General features: G+C 64.4%; 8 protein-coding genes and 2 rRNA genes. 6 read left to right on the top strand and 4 right to left on the bottom strand.

Annotated elements, in window-relative coordinates; translation table 11 throughout:
- Positions 1 to 416 precede the first annotated feature (416 nt).
- The 6 genes from AC4EEV_RS10155 to AC4EEV_RS10130 all read left to right on the top strand — a co-directional run bounded on the left by AC4EEV_RS10155 (position 417) and on the right by AC4EEV_RS10130 (position 9,664).
- Positions 417 to 3,545: ribosomal RNA gene (locus AC4EEV_RS10155) — 23S ribosomal RNA — on the top strand.
- Positions 3,546 to 3,717: 172 nt separating this feature from the next.
- Positions 3,718 to 3,834, top strand: a 5S ribosomal RNA gene (gene rrf, locus AC4EEV_RS10150).
- Positions 3,835 to 4,073: 239 nt separating this feature from the next.
- Positions 4,074 to 4,358: an HU family DNA-binding protein gene (locus AC4EEV_RS10145; RefSeq protein ID WP_011693739.1), complete on the top strand. Its 285-nt coding sequence runs from the start codon at positions 4,074 to 4,076 to the stop codon at positions 4,356 to 4,358.
- A 113-nt stretch (positions 4,359 to 4,471) separates the two neighbouring features.
- The gene (locus tag AC4EEV_RS10140) at positions 4,472 to 6,631 is read left to right on the top strand and encodes a bifunctional copper resistance protein CopD/cytochrome c oxidase assembly protein (protein ID WP_491330824.1); all 2,160 of its coding nucleotides are present in this window, start codon (positions 4,472 to 4,474) and stop codon (positions 6,629 to 6,631) included.
- Positions 6,631 to 8,640 (top strand): NHL domain-containing thioredoxin family protein, encoded by a 2,010-nt coding sequence (locus AC4EEV_RS10135; protein WP_133831958.1) that lies wholly within the window; start codon positions 6,631 to 6,633, stop codon positions 8,638 to 8,640. The genes AC4EEV_RS10140 and AC4EEV_RS10135 overlap by 1 nt, the downstream gene beginning before the upstream one ends.
- A 154-nt stretch (positions 8,641 to 8,794) precedes the next feature.
- Positions 8,795 to 9,664, top strand: coding sequence for a DUF559 domain-containing protein (locus AC4EEV_RS10130; RefSeq protein WP_109045426.1), 870 nt, complete (start codon positions 8,795 to 8,797; stop codon positions 9,662 to 9,664).
- Between the two features lie 66 nt (positions 9,665 to 9,730).
- Here AC4EEV_RS10130 and AC4EEV_RS10125 read toward each other — a convergent pair whose 3' ends face one another.
- From AC4EEV_RS10125 to AC4EEV_RS10110, 4 genes are all read right to left on the bottom strand, one after another.
- Complete coding sequence (locus AC4EEV_RS10125; protein WP_196803377.1) at positions 9,731 to 10,723, bottom strand: hypothetical protein; 993 nt, start codon at positions 10,721 to 10,723, stop codon at positions 9,731 to 9,733.
- A gap of 193 nt (positions 10,724 to 10,916) precedes the next feature.
- Positions 10,917 to 12,626 (bottom strand): helicase HerA-like domain-containing protein, encoded by a 1,710-nt coding sequence (locus AC4EEV_RS10120; protein ID WP_491330823.1) that lies wholly within the window; start codon positions 12,624 to 12,626, stop codon positions 10,917 to 10,919.
- 49 nt (positions 12,627 to 12,675) lie between these two features.
- Entirely contained in the window at positions 12,676 to 13,215 is a 540-nt protein-coding gene (locus AC4EEV_RS10115) for a GNAT family N-acetyltransferase (protein ID WP_285320197.1), read from the bottom strand.
- Between the two features lie 20 nt (positions 13,216 to 13,235).
- Positions 13,236 to 15,203, bottom strand: coding sequence for an FAD/NAD(P)-binding protein (locus tag AC4EEV_RS10110; protein WP_491330822.1), 1,968 nt, complete (start codon positions 15,201 to 15,203; stop codon positions 13,236 to 13,238).
- Positions 15,204 to 15,277: the final 74 nt, after the last annotated feature.

Genomic DNA, 15,277 nt, shown 5'->3' with positions numbered 1-15,277 from the left:
AGGGTGGAATATCAACAAATAGCGGTCGTGGTGTTTTCTGCTTGTCTTAGTACGAGCCAGTGATGGTTCTGGAACGGTGGGTGGGTGATGGCGCGGTTTAGTGTTTGGCACACTGTTGGGTCCTGAGGCAACAGGGCCACGGACGGCTCCTTTGGGGTTGTTGGTGGGTTTGTTTGTTTCTGGTTTCCTGGCTGCATCGATCATGCATGGGTGCGTCTGCTGTTGCGGGCGTGGTGTGTGGGGTGTGTGGTTTGGGGTTGTTGTTTGAGAACTACATAGTGGACGCGAGCATCTTGTATAAGAAGCAATTTCCAAGAATATGAACCTGGATCTGGCTGCGCTGTTGATGCCCTTTGTGGGTGTTGGGGTGTGGTTGGTTTCTGTGGTTCTCTCGAGAAATTTTTTTTGATCTTTGTGGTCAAGTTTTTAAGAGCACACGGTGGATGCCTTGGCATTAGGAGCCGAAGAAGGACGTAGGAATCTGCGATAAGCCTGGGGGAGTCGATAACCGGACTGTGATCCCAGGGTGTCCGAATGGGGAAACCCCGCCAAGCGCGCGAGTGACTTGGTGACCCGTACCTGAACACATAGGGTGCGTGGGGGGAACGCGGGGAAGTGAAACATCTCAGTACCCGCAGGAAGAGAAAACAATAGTGATTCCGTTAGTAGTGGCGAGCGAACGCGGATCAGGCTAAACCGTTCCATGTGTGATAGCCGGCGGGCGTTGCATGGTCGGGGTTGTGGGACTTTCCATACCAGTTCTGCCGGGCTGGTGGGGTGTGATGTGCGCGCATAGGTGAACGGTTTTGAAAGGCCGGCCAGAGAGGGTGTTAGTCCCGTAACCGTAATGTGTTTGTGCCGCCTGTGAGAGTATCCCAAGTAGTACGGGGCCCGAGAAATCCCGTGCGAATCTGTCAGGACCACCTGATAAGCCTAAATACTCCCTAATGACCGATAGCGGACCAGTACCGTGAGGGAAAGGTGAAAAGTACCCCGGGAGGGGAGTGAAACAGTACCTGAAACCGTGTGCTTACAATCCGTCGGAGCCAGTCTGATTCTGGTGACGGCGTGCCTTTTGAAGAATGAGCCTGCGAGTTAGTGTTACGTCGCGAGGTTAACCCGTGTGGGGCAGCCGTAGCGAAAGCGAGTCTGAATAGGGCGTTGCAGTGGCGTGATCTAGACCCGAAGCGAAGTGATCTACCCATGGCCAGGTTGAAGCGACGGTAAGACGTCGTGGAGGACCGAACCCACTTCAGTTGAAAATGGAGGGGATGAGCTGTGGGTAGGGGTGAAAGGCCAATCAAACTTCGTGATAGCTGGTTCTCCCCGAAATGCATTTAGGTGCAGCGTTGCGTGTTTCTTGCTGGAGGTAGAGCTACTGGATGGCTAATGGGCCCTACAAGGTTACTGACGTCAGCCAAACTCCGAATGCCGGTAAGTGAGAGCGCAGCAGTGAGACTGTGGGGGATAAGCTTCATAGTCGAGAGGGAAACAGCCCAGACCACCAACTAAGGCCCCTAAGCGTGTGCTAAGTGGGAAAGGATGTGGAGTTGCCCAGACAACCAGGAGGTTGGCTTAGAAGCAGCCACCCTTAAAAGAGTGCGTAATAGCTCACTGGTCAAGTGATTCCGCGCCGACAATGTAGCGGGGCTCAAGTACACCGCCGAAGTTGTGGCATTCAAACATTTACTAAGCCTTCGTGGTTCAGGTGTTTGGATGGGTAGGGGAGCGTCGTGTGGGCGGTGAAGTCGCGGTGTAAACCAGCGGTGGAGCCTACACGAGTGAGAATGCAGGCATGAGTAGCGAAAGACGGGTGAGAAACCCGTCCGCCGAATGATCAAGGGTTCCAGGGTCAAGCTAATCTGCCCTGGGTAAGTCGGGACCTAAGGCGAGGCCGACAGGCGTAGTCGATGGACAACGGGTTGATATTCCCGTACCGGCGAAAAACCGTCCATGTTGAACAGGGGATACTAACCGCCCGAGACCTGCCCGCTCACCCTTGTGGTGTTGTGGGTTTTGGTGGAGCGCGGGACCTGATCCTGGGAGGCAAGCGTATTAACAGGTGTGACGCAGGAAGGTAGCCGAGCCGGGCGATGGTTGTCCCGGTCTAAGGATGTAGGGCGAGTGGTAGGCAAATCCGCCACTCATGGTGCCTGAGATCTGATGGGACCCCCGTTTGGGGGGATTTGGTGATCCTATGCTGCCGAGAAAAGCATCGACGCGAGGTTTTAGCCGCCCGTACCCCAAACCGACACAGGTGATCAGGTAGAGAATACTAAGGCGATCGAGAGAATTATGGTTAAGGAACTCGGCAAAATGCCCCCGTAACTTCGGGAGAAGGGGGGCCCCAACCTTGATACACCTTCGCGGTGTGGAGGGGATCGGGGCCGCAGAGACCAGGGGGAAGCGACTGTTTACTAAAAACACAGGTCCGTGCGAAGTCGCAAGACGATGTATACGGACTGACTCCTGCCCGGTGCTGGAAGGTTAAGAGGACCGGTTAGCCTCACGGCGAAGCTGAGAATTTAAGCCCCAGTAAACGGCGGTGGTAACTATAACCATCCTAAGGTAGCGAAATTCCTTGTCGGGTAAGTTCCGACCTGCACGAATGGAGTAACGACTTCCCCGCTGTCTCAACCATAAACTCGGCGAAATTGCAGTACGAGTAAAGATGCTCGTTACGCGCAGCAGGACGGAAAGACCCCGAGACCTTTACTATAGTTTGGTATTGGTGTTCGGAGTGGCTTGTGTAGGATAGGTGGGAGACGTTGAAGCCCGGACGCCAGTTCGGGTGGAGTCATCGTTGAAATACCACTCTGGTCACTTTGGACATCTAACTTCGGCCCGTAATCCGGGTCAGGGACAGTGCCTGATGGGTAGTTTAACTGGGGCGGTTGCCTCCTAAAAAGTAACGGAGGCGCCCAAAGGTTCCCTCAGCCTGGTTGGCAATCAGGTGTCGAGTGTAAGTGCACAAGGGAGCTTGACTGTGAGAGAGACATCTCGAGCAGGGACGAAAGTCGGGACTAGTGATCCGGCGGTACATTGTGGAATGGCCGTCGCTCAACGGATAAAAGGTACCTCGGGGATAACAGGCTGATCTTGCCCAAGAGTCCATATCGACGGCATGGTTTGGCACCTCGATGTCGGCTCGTCGCATCCTGGGGCTGGAGTAGGTCCCAAGGGTTGGGCTGTTCGCCCATTAAAGCGGTACGCGAGCTGGGTTTAGAACGTCGTGAGACAGTTCGGTCCCTATCCGCTGCGCGCGCAGGAAATTTGAGAAGGGCTGTCCTTAGTACGAGAGGACCGGGACGGACGAACCTCTGGTGTGTCAGTTGTACTGCCAAGTGCACCGCTGATTAGCTACGTTCGGATGGGATAACCGCTGAAAGCATCTAAGCGGGAAGCTCGCTTCAAGATGAGATTTCCATACACTTTATGTGTGAGAGGCCCCCAGCCAGACCACTGGGTTGATAGGCCGGATGTGGAAGCGAGGACTAACGACTCGTGAAGCTGACCGGTACTAATAGGCCAACAACTTACACCACACAGATACATACAAATTCTGCTTGCGTCCACTATGTGGTTCCCAACCAACAACCCCCAACACCCGGGGTTTGATACGGCACGGAACCAACAACTGAATAACAACACCACACATGTTGTAACCACACAGTCTTCCCACCAACCCCACAAAGGGGTTGGGACGGGTAACAAGGTTACGGCGGTCATAGCGTGGGGGAAACGCCCGGTCCCATTCCGAACCCGGAAGCTAAGACCCACAGCGCCGATGGTACTGCACCCGGGAGGGTGTGGGAGAGTAGGACACCGCCGGACACACACATTGGTCGAGGCCCCAACCACACGGTTGGGGCCTCCCACATTTAAAAACACCACCCACCCACCCCCGTGAAGGGGTGGATATAGCCTCCGAATTCGGTGATCAACCTCAAAAAGTCGCGGAAACACGCGGAATTTGCGGATCGGAACGTCCCAAGCTGGTAAGTTTTCGAACAGTGGCTTGCGCGCATGCCGCGTGCAGGCTTCAGAATCAAGAATCGTCCAGGAGGACATAAATGGCTAAGAACCGTAGTGAACTTGTTGCAGAGGTAGCTGGCAAGGCCGGCACCAGCCAGGCTGCCGTCAACTCCGTCCTCGACGCTCTGTTCGAGGTTTTCGAGACTTCTGTCGCCGCCGGCGAGAAGATCACCATCCCGGGCTGGCTCGCCGTAGAGCGCACCGACCGTGCCGCTCGCACCGGCCGCAACCCGCAGACCGGCGAAACCATCCAGATCGCAGCAGGCCACAGCGTCAAGCTGACCGCCGGCTCCAAGCTGAAGGCTGCTGTCTCCAAGAAGTAGAGCATTGTCCCTGTCCGGCGCGCAGCCGGCTGGAAGGAGCGGCAACCCCATGGGTTGCCGCTCCTTGGCTTTAAGCCGGATTCGCCGCCCGGGCAGGCGTAGCGGACAATGGAATGGTGTCTTCTGCCGCAAAACCCCGTTCCACCGCGCCCCAGTCCGAACCTGGCAAGGGAGCCCCGGTCCGGGACGCCGGGATCAGGGGGATCCCGTTGCCCTGGCAGCTGGCGGGACTGGCAGCCCTCATCCTGGGCCTCACGGCAGCACTGCTCTTCTCCGGCGCGGCAGCAGCCCGCAGCGTCGCGGATCCCGGCGCCTTGGTCCGGTGGGGCCTTCCCATCAGCAAGGCCATCCACAACGTGTCCCTGGCCACCGTCGTTGGCGGCCTGATTTTCGCCGTCGGCATCCTCCCCAAGAACCTCAACGCCCGCAGCCGCGACCGGGAAACATCCCGGGATGCAGGCCCCGAGCACCCGGCCTTCACCCGTGTCCTGGCCGTGGCAGCCGCAGCGGGCGCAGTGTGGACGCTATCCGCCATTGCTGTCCTGGTCCTCACCTACGCCGATGTTGCGGGCCAGGGGCTCTCCGGGGACCCCGCGTTCACCCAAGCCCTGGTGTACTTCATGACGGATATCGAAACGGGCCGGGCGTGGCTCGCCGTCACCATCATCGCCGCCGTAGTGACAACCGCGCTCTTTGGCGTAAGGTCCACCGGCGGCCTGTTCCTCACCCTCATCCTGGCCCTCGTCGGCCTGGTCCCGGCAGCCCTGATCGGGCACTCGTCAAGTTCCTCAGACCACGAAGGGGCCATCAACTCGCTGGGCCTGCACTTGGTGGGCGTGAGCACTTGGGTGGGCGGCATCATTATCCTGGCCATGCTGTCCGGCCTCCTCACCGGACCCAAGGCCGGCACGGCAGCCGATATCACCGAACCGACCCTCCGCCGCTTCTCCACACTGGCAGGCTTCGCCTTCGTCCTGGTTTTCGCCTCCGGCATCATCAACGCCAGCATCCGCGTCACCAGCTGGGCAGACCTCTTCGGATCGGCGTACGGCCAGCTGATCCTTGCCAAGACAGCCGGGGCCGTGGTGCTGGGCGGCATCGGCTTCATGCACCGCCAGTGGGTCATTCCGCAGCTTGGCCGCAAGGGCGCCGCCATGTCCTCCCGGCGGGTGCTGTGGCAGCTGATCCTGGCCGAGCTGCTGGTTATGGGTGCCACCTCCGGCATCGCCGTGGCGCTGGGCCGGTCCGCCCCGCCGCAGCCCACCACGCTGGCGCCGGATGCTTCGCCGGCCTTCATCCTCAGCGGCTATGAACTCCCCCCGGAACTCACGCCGGAACGCTGGCTCACTGAGTGGCGCCTGGACTGGCTCTGGGTCGCCGTTGCCCTCTTCGGCCTGGTGTCCTATTTCCTGGGCGTGGCAAAGGTCCGCCGCCGGGGCGACAGCTGGCAGTGGTTCCGTTCCGTGAACTGGGTCATCGGCCTGGTTGTCCTGACGTACATAACGTCCGGGCCGCCGTCGGTCTACGGCCGAGTCCTCTTCTCCGCGCACATGGTGGACCATATGGCACTGACCATGGTGGCGCCGATCTTCCTGGTGCTCGGAGCGCCGGTGACACTTGCCTTGCGGGCACTGCCCGCCCGCAGTGACGGCTCCCGGGGTGCGCGCGAGTGGCTGATGGTTTTCGTGCATTCGAAGTTTTCCCAGCTGGTGACGCATCCGTTGTTCGCGGCCGCCAACTTTGCCGGCTCGATCGTGCTGTTCTACTACTCGGACCTGTTCGGGTATGCAATGCGCGAGCATGTGGGCCACGAATTGATGAACCTGCACTTCCTGCTCACCGGCTACATTTTCGTGCTGACCATGATCGGTACGGACCCGCTGCCGCGCAGGGCGCCCTACCCCATGCGCCTCCTCCTGCTCCTGGCAACCATGGGGTTCCATGCCTTCTTCGGCGTCTCCATCATGGGTGGCACCGGTCTGCTGGCGGCCGACTACTTCGGCAACCTCGGGCGCGCCTGGGGGCCCTCCGCCCTCGGTGACCAGCAAGCAGGCGGGGCTGTGGCCTGGGGCATCGGCGAGGTGCCCACGCTCCTGGTGGCGATCGGCGTCGCCATTATGTGGTCAAGGTCGGACCAGCGGGAGACAAAACGCGTGGACCGGGCGGCGGACAGGAATAACGACGCCGATCTGGCCGCTTACAACGATATGTTTGCCAAATTGGCTGAACGCGACGCCAAGCTGGCTGACCGCAACAAGCTGGAAGGACGCTGATGAGCGAAACCGTACGCACGCACGCCCGGGTCAGGGCCTCCGAACTGGTGGGCCGCAACTGGTTGAACACCGGCGGCAAGAGCCTGGACCTCGAAGCCCTGCGCGGCAAGATCGTGCTGTTGGACTTCTGGACCTTCTGCTGCATCAACTGCCTGCACGTCCTGGATGAGCTGCGGCCGCTGGAAGAGCAGTACTCGGATGTCCTGGTCACCGTGGGGGTCCACTCGCCCAAGTTCGAGCATGAAGCGGATCCGGTGGCGCTGGCCGCCGCCGTGGAGCGGTACGAGATCCACCACCCCGTCCTGGACGATCCCGAGCTGGACACCTGGAAGGCCTACACTGCCCGCGCCTGGCCCACCCTGGTGGTCATCGACCCCGAGGGCTACATCGTGGCGCACCTGTCCGGCGAGGGCCACGCGGACGGGCTGGCGGTGCTGATCCCCGAACTCATCGCCGAACACGAGGCCAAGGGCACCCTTCACCGGGGTTCCGGCCCGTACGTGGCGCCCGAGGCGACCTCCGGCACGCTGCGCTTCCCGGGCAAGGCGTTGTTCCTGCCGCCGGGCCGCGGCTCCACGGCCGTGGCGGGAACGTCCGACGCCGGCAGCTCCCCGGATGCCGCCGCCAAAGGTTCCTGGCTGGTCACCGACACCGGGCATCACCGCCTGGTGGAGCTCGGTACGGACTTCACGACTGTCCTGGCCACCTTCGGCTCCGGCACCAAGGGCCACGCCGACGGTCCGGCCGCCGGTGACGATGCCACCGCCCGGTTCAACGAGCCGCAGGGCCTGGTGCTCCTCCCGGAAGATGTGGCAGCCAAAGCCGGGTACGACGTCGTCATTGCAGACTCAGTGAACCACCGCCTCCGCGGGCTGTCCCTCAGCTCAGGCAAAGCCTCCACGCTGGCCGGGAACGGCATCCAGCGCCTGCTGGAGACCGGACCCGCGCGGGTGGACGAAGAGGCAGCCGGCTTCACCGGACGCCTGGGCGGACACCCCCTTGAGGTCTCGCTGAGCTCACCGTGGGACGTTGTCTGGTCGCGCAAACTGAACGCGGTGGTGGTGGCGATGGCCGGAACCCACCAGATCTTCAGCTTCGATCCCCTGACCGGTGCCGTGTCCATCGTGGCGGGCAATGGGCTGGAAGGACTGCTGGATGGTCCGGCCCACGAAGCCTGGTTCGCCCAGTCCTCCGGCCTGGCCGAGGACGCCGACGGCAACATCTGGGTTGCGGACTCCGAAACGTCCGCGATCCGCAAGCTGGTCGTTGGCGAGGACGGCTCGGTGACGGTTGAATCCGCCGTCGGCAAGGGCCTGTTCGACTTCGGTTTCCGCGACGGTCCCGCCGCCGAGGCCCGGCTGCAGCACCCGCTGGGCGTGACCGTCCTGCCCGACGGTTCCGTGGCCATTGCGGATACCTACAACGGGGCCGTGCGCCGGTACGACCCCGCGTCCGGCACGGTGTCCACGCTGGCACGTGGCCTCGCTGAGCCCTCCGACGTGATCGTGGACCACACGCAGTCCGCCGGCTCGGAGCCGCTGCTGGTGGTGGTGGAGGCCAACAAGCACCAGCTGGTGTACGTTCCCATTCCCAAGGAAGCGCAGCAGGTGGATGAAGGCGCATCCCAGACCCAGCGGCCCAAGAGCCCCGTGGCCTCGGGCCCGCTGGAACTGACGGTCCGCTTCACGGCTCCCACCGGGCAGAAGCTCGATGACAGGTGGGGAGACCCCACCCAGCTGAAGATCTCCTCCACCCCGCCCGAGCTGTTGGTCTCCGGCGGCGGGACGTCCGTGGGGCTGCTGCGCACCCTTGAGTTGTCGCCCGACGTCCCGGAAGGCGTGCTGCACATTACCGCCCGTGCCGCGGCCTGCGACGGACCCGAGACCGAGGACGGCGAGATCCCCGACCACGCAGCCTGCCACCTCTACCAGCAGGACTGGGGTATCCCGGTGGTCCTGCAGGCCGACGGCGACACCGAGCTGGTCCTGGACCTCCGCGGAATGGACTGATACTGCCTCTGGTTTGCTGAACTGGCCCGGTTTTCGGCCTTCGAAACCTGAAAACCGGGCCAGTTCTCTTCCTGCCGTGCCAAGAACTGGGCCAGTATCCACATAGGCTGACTTTCTCCTCCCGTCAGCGCCCGACTCCCAGCAGTGTTGTCGGATGGACGTCACGGAAATCATCACGTCAGCCGGCGGAGTCCTGCTGCGGCGCGATGTGCTGGCGGAAGGCGGCACAGAGACAGGGCTCCGGCGGGCGATCCGCAGCGGCTCCGTGGTCCGGCTGGGGCAAGGGCTGCTGGCCGTGCCGGGCGCTGACCCGGAGTTTGTGGCCGCCGGCCGTGTACGTGGTCTGTTGACGTGTGCCTCGGCCGCGCCTAAGTACGGCCTGTGGCAGCTGCGGCCCGCCACACGGCCCCACTGTTGGCAAAGCAACGGGCGAAGTGCAGTCCGCTGCATCAGCCACCGCCTGCCCCTGACACAGCCGCCACCCCACCGGACCCTGGCGGCACTTCCGGATGTTCTCCTCCATGCGCTGCTGTGCCTGCCCGAGCTTGAGTCGCTCGTGATGGTGGAGTGTGCCTTCAACCGCGGCGATATCGAGCTGTCGTACCTTCTCCGGCATCTGGACGGGAAGCGGTGCGGCAAGGCACGGACCGTTGTGTCCAAAGTGGAGCGCGGCGCAGACTCGCTGCTGGAGACGCTGGCTCGGGTGCTGTTTAGGGACGCGGGCATAGCCACCGAAACCCAAGTCTGGATTGACGGCATTGGCCGTGTGGACTTTCTGCTGGAGGGATTCCTCATCGTGGAGATCGACGGAATTGCCTTCCATCTTGAACCACGGCAATTCAAAAAGGACCGCCGCCGGGACAACATGGCGGTGCGCTGCGGCCTGCCTGTACTCAGGTTCTTCTACGATGACGTGGTCCACGCCCCGGAATCTGTCCTTTTGCAGGTGCAAGAGGTGCTGGCGCGGGGTTCCCTCCGCTGGCCGCAGCCAAACCAGCCCAGTTTTCGCCGTTATTGGGTCTAATGCTGCCAAGACTAAGGCAGTGAGGGCTTTAAAACCGGGCCAGTCTGGCACGGGTAGGGGAGGGGCCTAGAAGCTCAGCATCGGGGTGACCTTGACGGTGTCACCGGCTACGTCCAGACGGGTGGTGAAGCTGAAGTCCACCTCCGCATCCAGGGGATACCAGGCCCCGGTAAAGGCATTCTGCTGGAGCGCCTCCACCTTGGCCTTGCCGTCCAGCGGTGCCACCACCCAGCGGCCGTCGAACGGTTCCACCGATACGCCCGGGTACTCGGTCACGGTCCACTTGATGCTGCCGTCCTGGACCCTGTTGTTGCTGGCGTAGTAGAAGGGGCAATCCGGCTGGAGCTTCTGTTCCTTGACCGCCTCTGCCGCGCAGCCGTCAAGGAATTCACGGACCTTGGCCGCAACATCGTTCTTCAGCTTGTCCGTGGCCTGGGTCAACAGGTTCAGCGGAGCCACCGGGGAGTCCTTGGAGGTGACGGTGGCGCGGGTGGCGGGCGCCGAGAAGTACTGCCCGTTCAGGGATGCCTCGTACTCGCCGGGATAGAAGACGGCAAAGGAGTTGCGGCCGCCCGGCATGTTCACCGGAACGCCGTTGACGGTGGCCTCGTTGCCGTTAACCACGGTCATGTCCACGGTTGGCAGCCGGGACGGGACAAAAGCCCAGGTGTTGAAGAAAAGCCACTCGGTGCCGGTCTTCTGCAGCAGGAACTCGGTGCGGAGCCGGCTGCCGTCGATCGTGTACTCCAGGGGCACCATCACCTGGTTGCCGGGGCGTTCCTCGGGATCGCCGACGTCGACGTTGGACAGCCGGGACGCGGCCGTCTGCAGCCCGCTGCCGTCAAGCATCGCGGCGTTGCCGGGCGGGACAGTGGCGCGCAGGATGCCCAGCGCCCGTCCGCCGTCACCGCTCCTGAGTGCGTCCAGGTACTCCCTGACCGGCTGCTGCGGACTGGCCACGGTGTTGTTGACGATATTGATGGCCACGACGGCTCCGGCGATGGCAAGCATGAGGCCCAGCAGCCATCCGGCCGCGATCCTCACCAACGCTTGACTCATCTGCACGTTTCTTACAGTAACGGCAGTGCGGACGCACTCTAAAGTTGGTGTCCCCCCTAATCCGGCGGGCGGGACACCGATAAGGCCCGACGGCGGGGGCCGGCAGGGTCAGCGGGTGGGGCCTGACGTCGGCGCGCAGCGCGTACCGGCGGCCAGGCGGCAGCAGAGCACCGGACTGAGCGGCGCAGCGGAGTCAGCGGCGGCGGCGCCGGGTGGAAGAGGTGCCGAACACGCCGCGGAGCAGTTCGCGTCCCAACTGGGTGCCCATGGACCGCGCCATGCTCTTCAGGCCGCCACCCAGGGTGCCGCCGAGCACACCGCCCAGGTCCCCCATCATGCCGCCGGGCTCGGGTTGAGGCTGGGGCTCGGCGGGCGGCCGGGGAGCGCGGGTTGCTGGGGCCGGGGTTGGCGCGGGCCGGCTGCTGGGCCGGCCCAGGATCTCCTCCTCGATCCGGCGGGCCTCGGCGTCAACGTCGTAGGCCGCCGGCGCGGACTGGCCCCCCGGCATCCCGGCGGACGGTTCCGGCGCGGCCGGGCCGGTGGGTGCCGCCCCTTTGCCGGTGAGCTTTTCGTAGGCGGACGGGTTGTCCACGGCCGTCCCGTACTTGCCCAGCAGCGCCGAGCCGGCCACCGTGCTCCGCACCAGCGCGTCCTCGGCAGGACCCATCACGGATTCCGGCGCGCGGAGCCGGGTGAGGGCAACGGGCGTGGGCGCCCCCTTCTCATTCATGACGGTGATAACGGCCTCGCCGATTCCGGCCGAGGTCAGGATTTCCTCAAGGTCGTAGTCGCTGACCGGGAAGGTGGACACCGTGGCCTTGAGCGCCTTGGCGTCCTCGGGGGTGAAGGCGCGCAGGGCATGCTGGACCCGGTTGGCCAGCTGGCCCAGGACGTCGGCGGGCACGTCCTTGGGGGTCTGGGTGACGAAGAAGATCCCCACGCCTTTGGACCGGATCAGCCGGACCGTGGTGGTGATGGCGTCCAGGAAAGCTTTGGAGGCGCCGTTGAAGAGCAGGTGTGCCTCGTCGAGGAAGAACACGAGCTTGGGTTTGTCCAGGTCGCCGGCCTCGGGCAGGTCCTCGAACAGGTCCGCCAGCAGCCACATGAGGAAGGTGGAGAACAGCATGGGCTTGGTCTGCAGGGTGGGCAGTTCCAGGCAGGTGACCACACCGCGGCCGTCCGGAGCAGTGCGGAGGAGCTCGGCGGTATTGAATTCCGGCTCACCGAAGAACTTCTCCAGCCCCTGCGCCTCCAGGTTCACGAGTTCGCGCAGGATCACCCCTGCAGTGGCCTTGGACAGGCCACCAAGTTCCTCCAGCTTGTCCTTGCCCTCGTCCGAGGTGAGGAACTGGATGACGGCACGCAGGTCCTTCAGGTCGACGAGCTCCAGGCCGTTCTTGTCCGCGAAATAGAAGACCAGCTGCAGGCTGGATTCCTGGGTGTCGTTCAGCTCCATGATCCGGGCGAGCAGGACCGGACCGAAGGAGGTGACCGTGGCGCGGACCGGGACACCGTTGCCGTCCCCGCCGAGCGCCAGGAATTCCACCGGAAACGCCTTCCCCGCCCAGGGCTGGCCGATGCTTTGGGTGCGGGCGGTCAGTTTGTCGCTCCCGACGGCGGCTGTCGCCAACCCGGAGAGGTCGCCCTTGATGTCGGCCAGGAAGACGGGGACGCCGGCGGTGGACAGCTGTTCGGCCATCATGTGCAGCGTGACGGTCTTGCCCGTACCGGTGGCGCCGGCCACCAGTCCGTGCCTGTTCATCATGGCCAGCGGCAACCGAACCGGCGCGTCCTTGTGGAGTTCGCCGTCGATGATGGCGGCCCCCAGCTCGATGGTGGCACCTTCCAGCGTGTAGCCCTGCTGGATGGTGGCAAGCTTCTCTGCTGTGGTTTTCGTGGCCATGGCGTTAGCTTAGCGGCGGGCTGCCCCGGATGGGACGGTACCCGCCCGGTCAGTTCAGCGGCCCTGCGGGCAGCTCCTTGGTGAACGCCAGGGGCCCGATGGTTTCCGGGTCCGCCGCAAGGTCGAACTGCGCCTGGTAACCGGTGTTCAGGTAGAGGTGCTTGGCCTCCGGCTGCCGTGGCCCGGTGGTGAGGTACAGCCTGGTGTAGCCTCGGGCGGCCGCCAGGGCCTCGAGTTCGGCGAGCACCACGCGGGCCAGCCCGCGACGGCGGTGGGCCGAGTGGGTCCAGATCCGTTTCAGTTCCGCCGTGGCGGGGTCATACCGGCGGAACGCGCCGCCGGCGATCGACTCGCCATTTTCCTGGATCACCAAGAGGGCGCCATGGGGGCCTTCGAATTCGGCCGCCGGGTAGCGGTTCAGTTCCTCGGCCGCGGCGCCGCGGCCAAACAGGTCCCCGTAGCGGGTGTCATATTCGACGGCGAGCTCGTCCAGGAGCGGGCGGACACGGGGATCGTGCATGGGCAGGCTGAGGACCGTCAGGGCGTTGGGGTCCAGAGGTCTGGGACGGAGGCCGGGTTCTGCGGTCACTGGTCATTCCTTGTCACGGATCAGGTCTTTCCGACGGCGGCTGGCTGGGGAGTTGCTGGTTCTGAAACTACCGGTTCTTCGGGGGCCGGGGCGGACGCGCCGGCCAGGTCCCGGGCAGCTGCGAGGACGGTCCGGGCCAAGGCGTCATTTTCGCGGAACGGTGCGGCGTTGGTGTGCGGGCGGGCGAAGGCGCCGGCGCCCCACCCGGAGGTTCCCGGACCCACGGCGAAGAGGGTGGGCTGGGCTGCGCCGTCGGAATCCACCAGCTGGTGCCGGGCCGAGACCAGCAGTTTTCCGGTGGAGTGGATGCCGTCCGAGGTCAGCAGCTGCTGTTCGCTGCCCAACCCGGTTCGGTGCAGCGAGGCGAGCACCGGGTTGAGCGAGCGGGCCACGGACGTGGCCGGGAGCCGTGCCTCGATCAGTGCCGTCGCTGACACCGTGACCCCGGACTGCCGCGATGTGGCGACGAAGGTCCCCGTGGTTTCGTCGGCGGTCACGTCCAGTCCCGGGCCAAGGAACTGCAGCAGGCCGGCCCGGTGCAGTGCGAGCATCTGGCGCAACCGGTGCGGCGGGGGTCCGGAATCGACGAAGCTGAAGAAGCCGTGCCACCAGCCGTGGACCACCTGCTGGGAGCGCGCGTTCAACCGCTCCGGCGGAACCACCCGGCCCACTTCCATATATACGTGCAGCAGGGCCAGGAACAGCGCGAGCGTCTCCGGATGGTCCGGGCTGTCACGCAAGGCAAGGTCGTGTTCGATGTAGCCGGCCACGGCGTCCTGCACGTCCTGGTGGCCCGTGAAGGCCCGGCCGTCGAAGGGCCGGTCCAGCCGCTCCAGGTCCAGATGCAGTTCTGGGTCCGGGACCGCGGCGGCAACCAGCGCTTCGCGCCCGCCGCTGTACCAGTCCAGCTCCGCGTACCGGGCGGCGAACTCGCTCCACCCCATGGCGGCACGTTCGGGGCTGCCCGTCAGGAGCTCGCGGTAATAGCAGTAGCCGGTTTCCTTGGCGATGAGGGGCCACAGGTCCCGGCGGAAGTCCAGTTCTCCGTGCTGCTCCAGCAGGGCATCCACAGCAGCGGCCGTGAAGAACTGCAGCGGCCCCGGCGCCTGTCCGCGCAGGGCTCCCGAAATCTTGGAGTGGTAGGGCACGCCCCGGCGGGAGCCGGCCCACAGCCGTGGTTCGCGCCCGGACGGAAGGTAGCGCAGCCCGCCGTCGGACGTTTCCTGGAACCTGCCGCCGCGGCCCTCCATGAGCAGGACCAGCAGGTCCACGAAGGCCAGGCCCATCCCGGAGACGATCACGTCCTGCCCCGGGCTGATGGGGGAGTAGTCGACGTCGGTGGTGTAGCTGGGTGCCGCGTGGTAGCCGCCGTGCCGGGCGGCGAAGTCCGAGAACTCCGCGGACACGGCGTCCGGGCGGGAATCCGTGTGGCCCAGCGCCGTCACCACGATGTCCGCGTGCAGGGTGCGGCCGTTGCCCAGCTCGACGTCGTGCCCGCCGCCGGGCCGGGGCGTGATGCCAACGGCCGTGGTGCGGTGCACGGTGACGCTGCGGCCCAGCGATTTGGCGGCGCGGCGGAAGAACCACTCGAGGTACTGGCTCTGCAGCCGGCGGGTGGGAAACGTGGTGCCGGTGAGGGCCCGGAGCTGGTCCCACAGGGGCTGCGGGAAGTCCGGGACGTCGATGATGGAGGCATCCAGCACGCCCGCTGCCCATTCGGCCAGGCCAGGACCGGGGGCCGCGGGTCCGGCGCAGTCCACGGAATCGTCGGTGAACATGGTGATGTCCGCGGCCATGGAGTTAAGCAGGAGGCCCGGGTCCTGGTCGTATCGCCAGATGCGGCCGGAACCCGGGATGTGCGGTTCCACCACATGGAGCTGCAGCGGGCCGGCGAAGACGTCCGGCCGGTTGGCCGCGATCCGTTCGAGCACGCCCGCCGTGCGCGGTCCGCCGCCAATGAAGACGATGGCCGGGATGCTGGCTGGCATAGGTACTCCTGACGGCCGGGGCTGGGTTGATTGCCCATGCTAGGCAGCCGTGACGACGCCGGTCGAGCGCCTGG

This window comes from Pseudarthrobacter sp. MOO14, from assembly GCF_058267675.1.
Note: the sequence above shows the minus strand (reverse complement) of the source record. Positions and strands in the feature narration are given on the sequence as shown.

Excerpts from the sequence above, each read along its gene's own strand:
- AC4EEV_RS10110 (WP_491330822.1), bottom strand. The coding sequence starts at position 15,203 with ATGCCAGCCAGCATCCCGGCCATCGTCTTCATTGGCGGCGGACCGCGC.
- AC4EEV_RS10145 (WP_011693739.1), top strand. The coding sequence starts at position 4,074 with ATGGCTAAGAACCGTAGTGAACTTGTTGCAGAGGTAGCTGGCAAGGCC.
- AC4EEV_RS10125 (WP_196803377.1), bottom strand. The coding sequence starts at position 10,723 with ATGAGTCAAGCGTTGGTGAGGATCGCGGCCGGATGGCTGCTGGGCCTC.
- AC4EEV_RS10140 (WP_491330824.1), top strand. The coding sequence starts at position 4,472 with ATGGTGTCTTCTGCCGCAAAACCCCGTTCCACCGCGCCCCAGTCCGAA.
- AC4EEV_RS10120 (WP_491330823.1), bottom strand. The coding sequence starts at position 12,626 with ATGGCCACGAAAACCACAGCAGAGAAGCTTGCCACCATCCAGCAGGGC.
- AC4EEV_RS10135 (WP_133831958.1), top strand. The coding sequence starts at position 6,631 with ATGAGCGAAACCGTACGCACGCACGCCCGGGTCAGGGCCTCCGAACTG.
- AC4EEV_RS10130 (WP_109045426.1), top strand. The coding sequence starts at position 8,795 with ATGGACGTCACGGAAATCATCACGTCAGCCGGCGGAGTCCTGCTGCGG.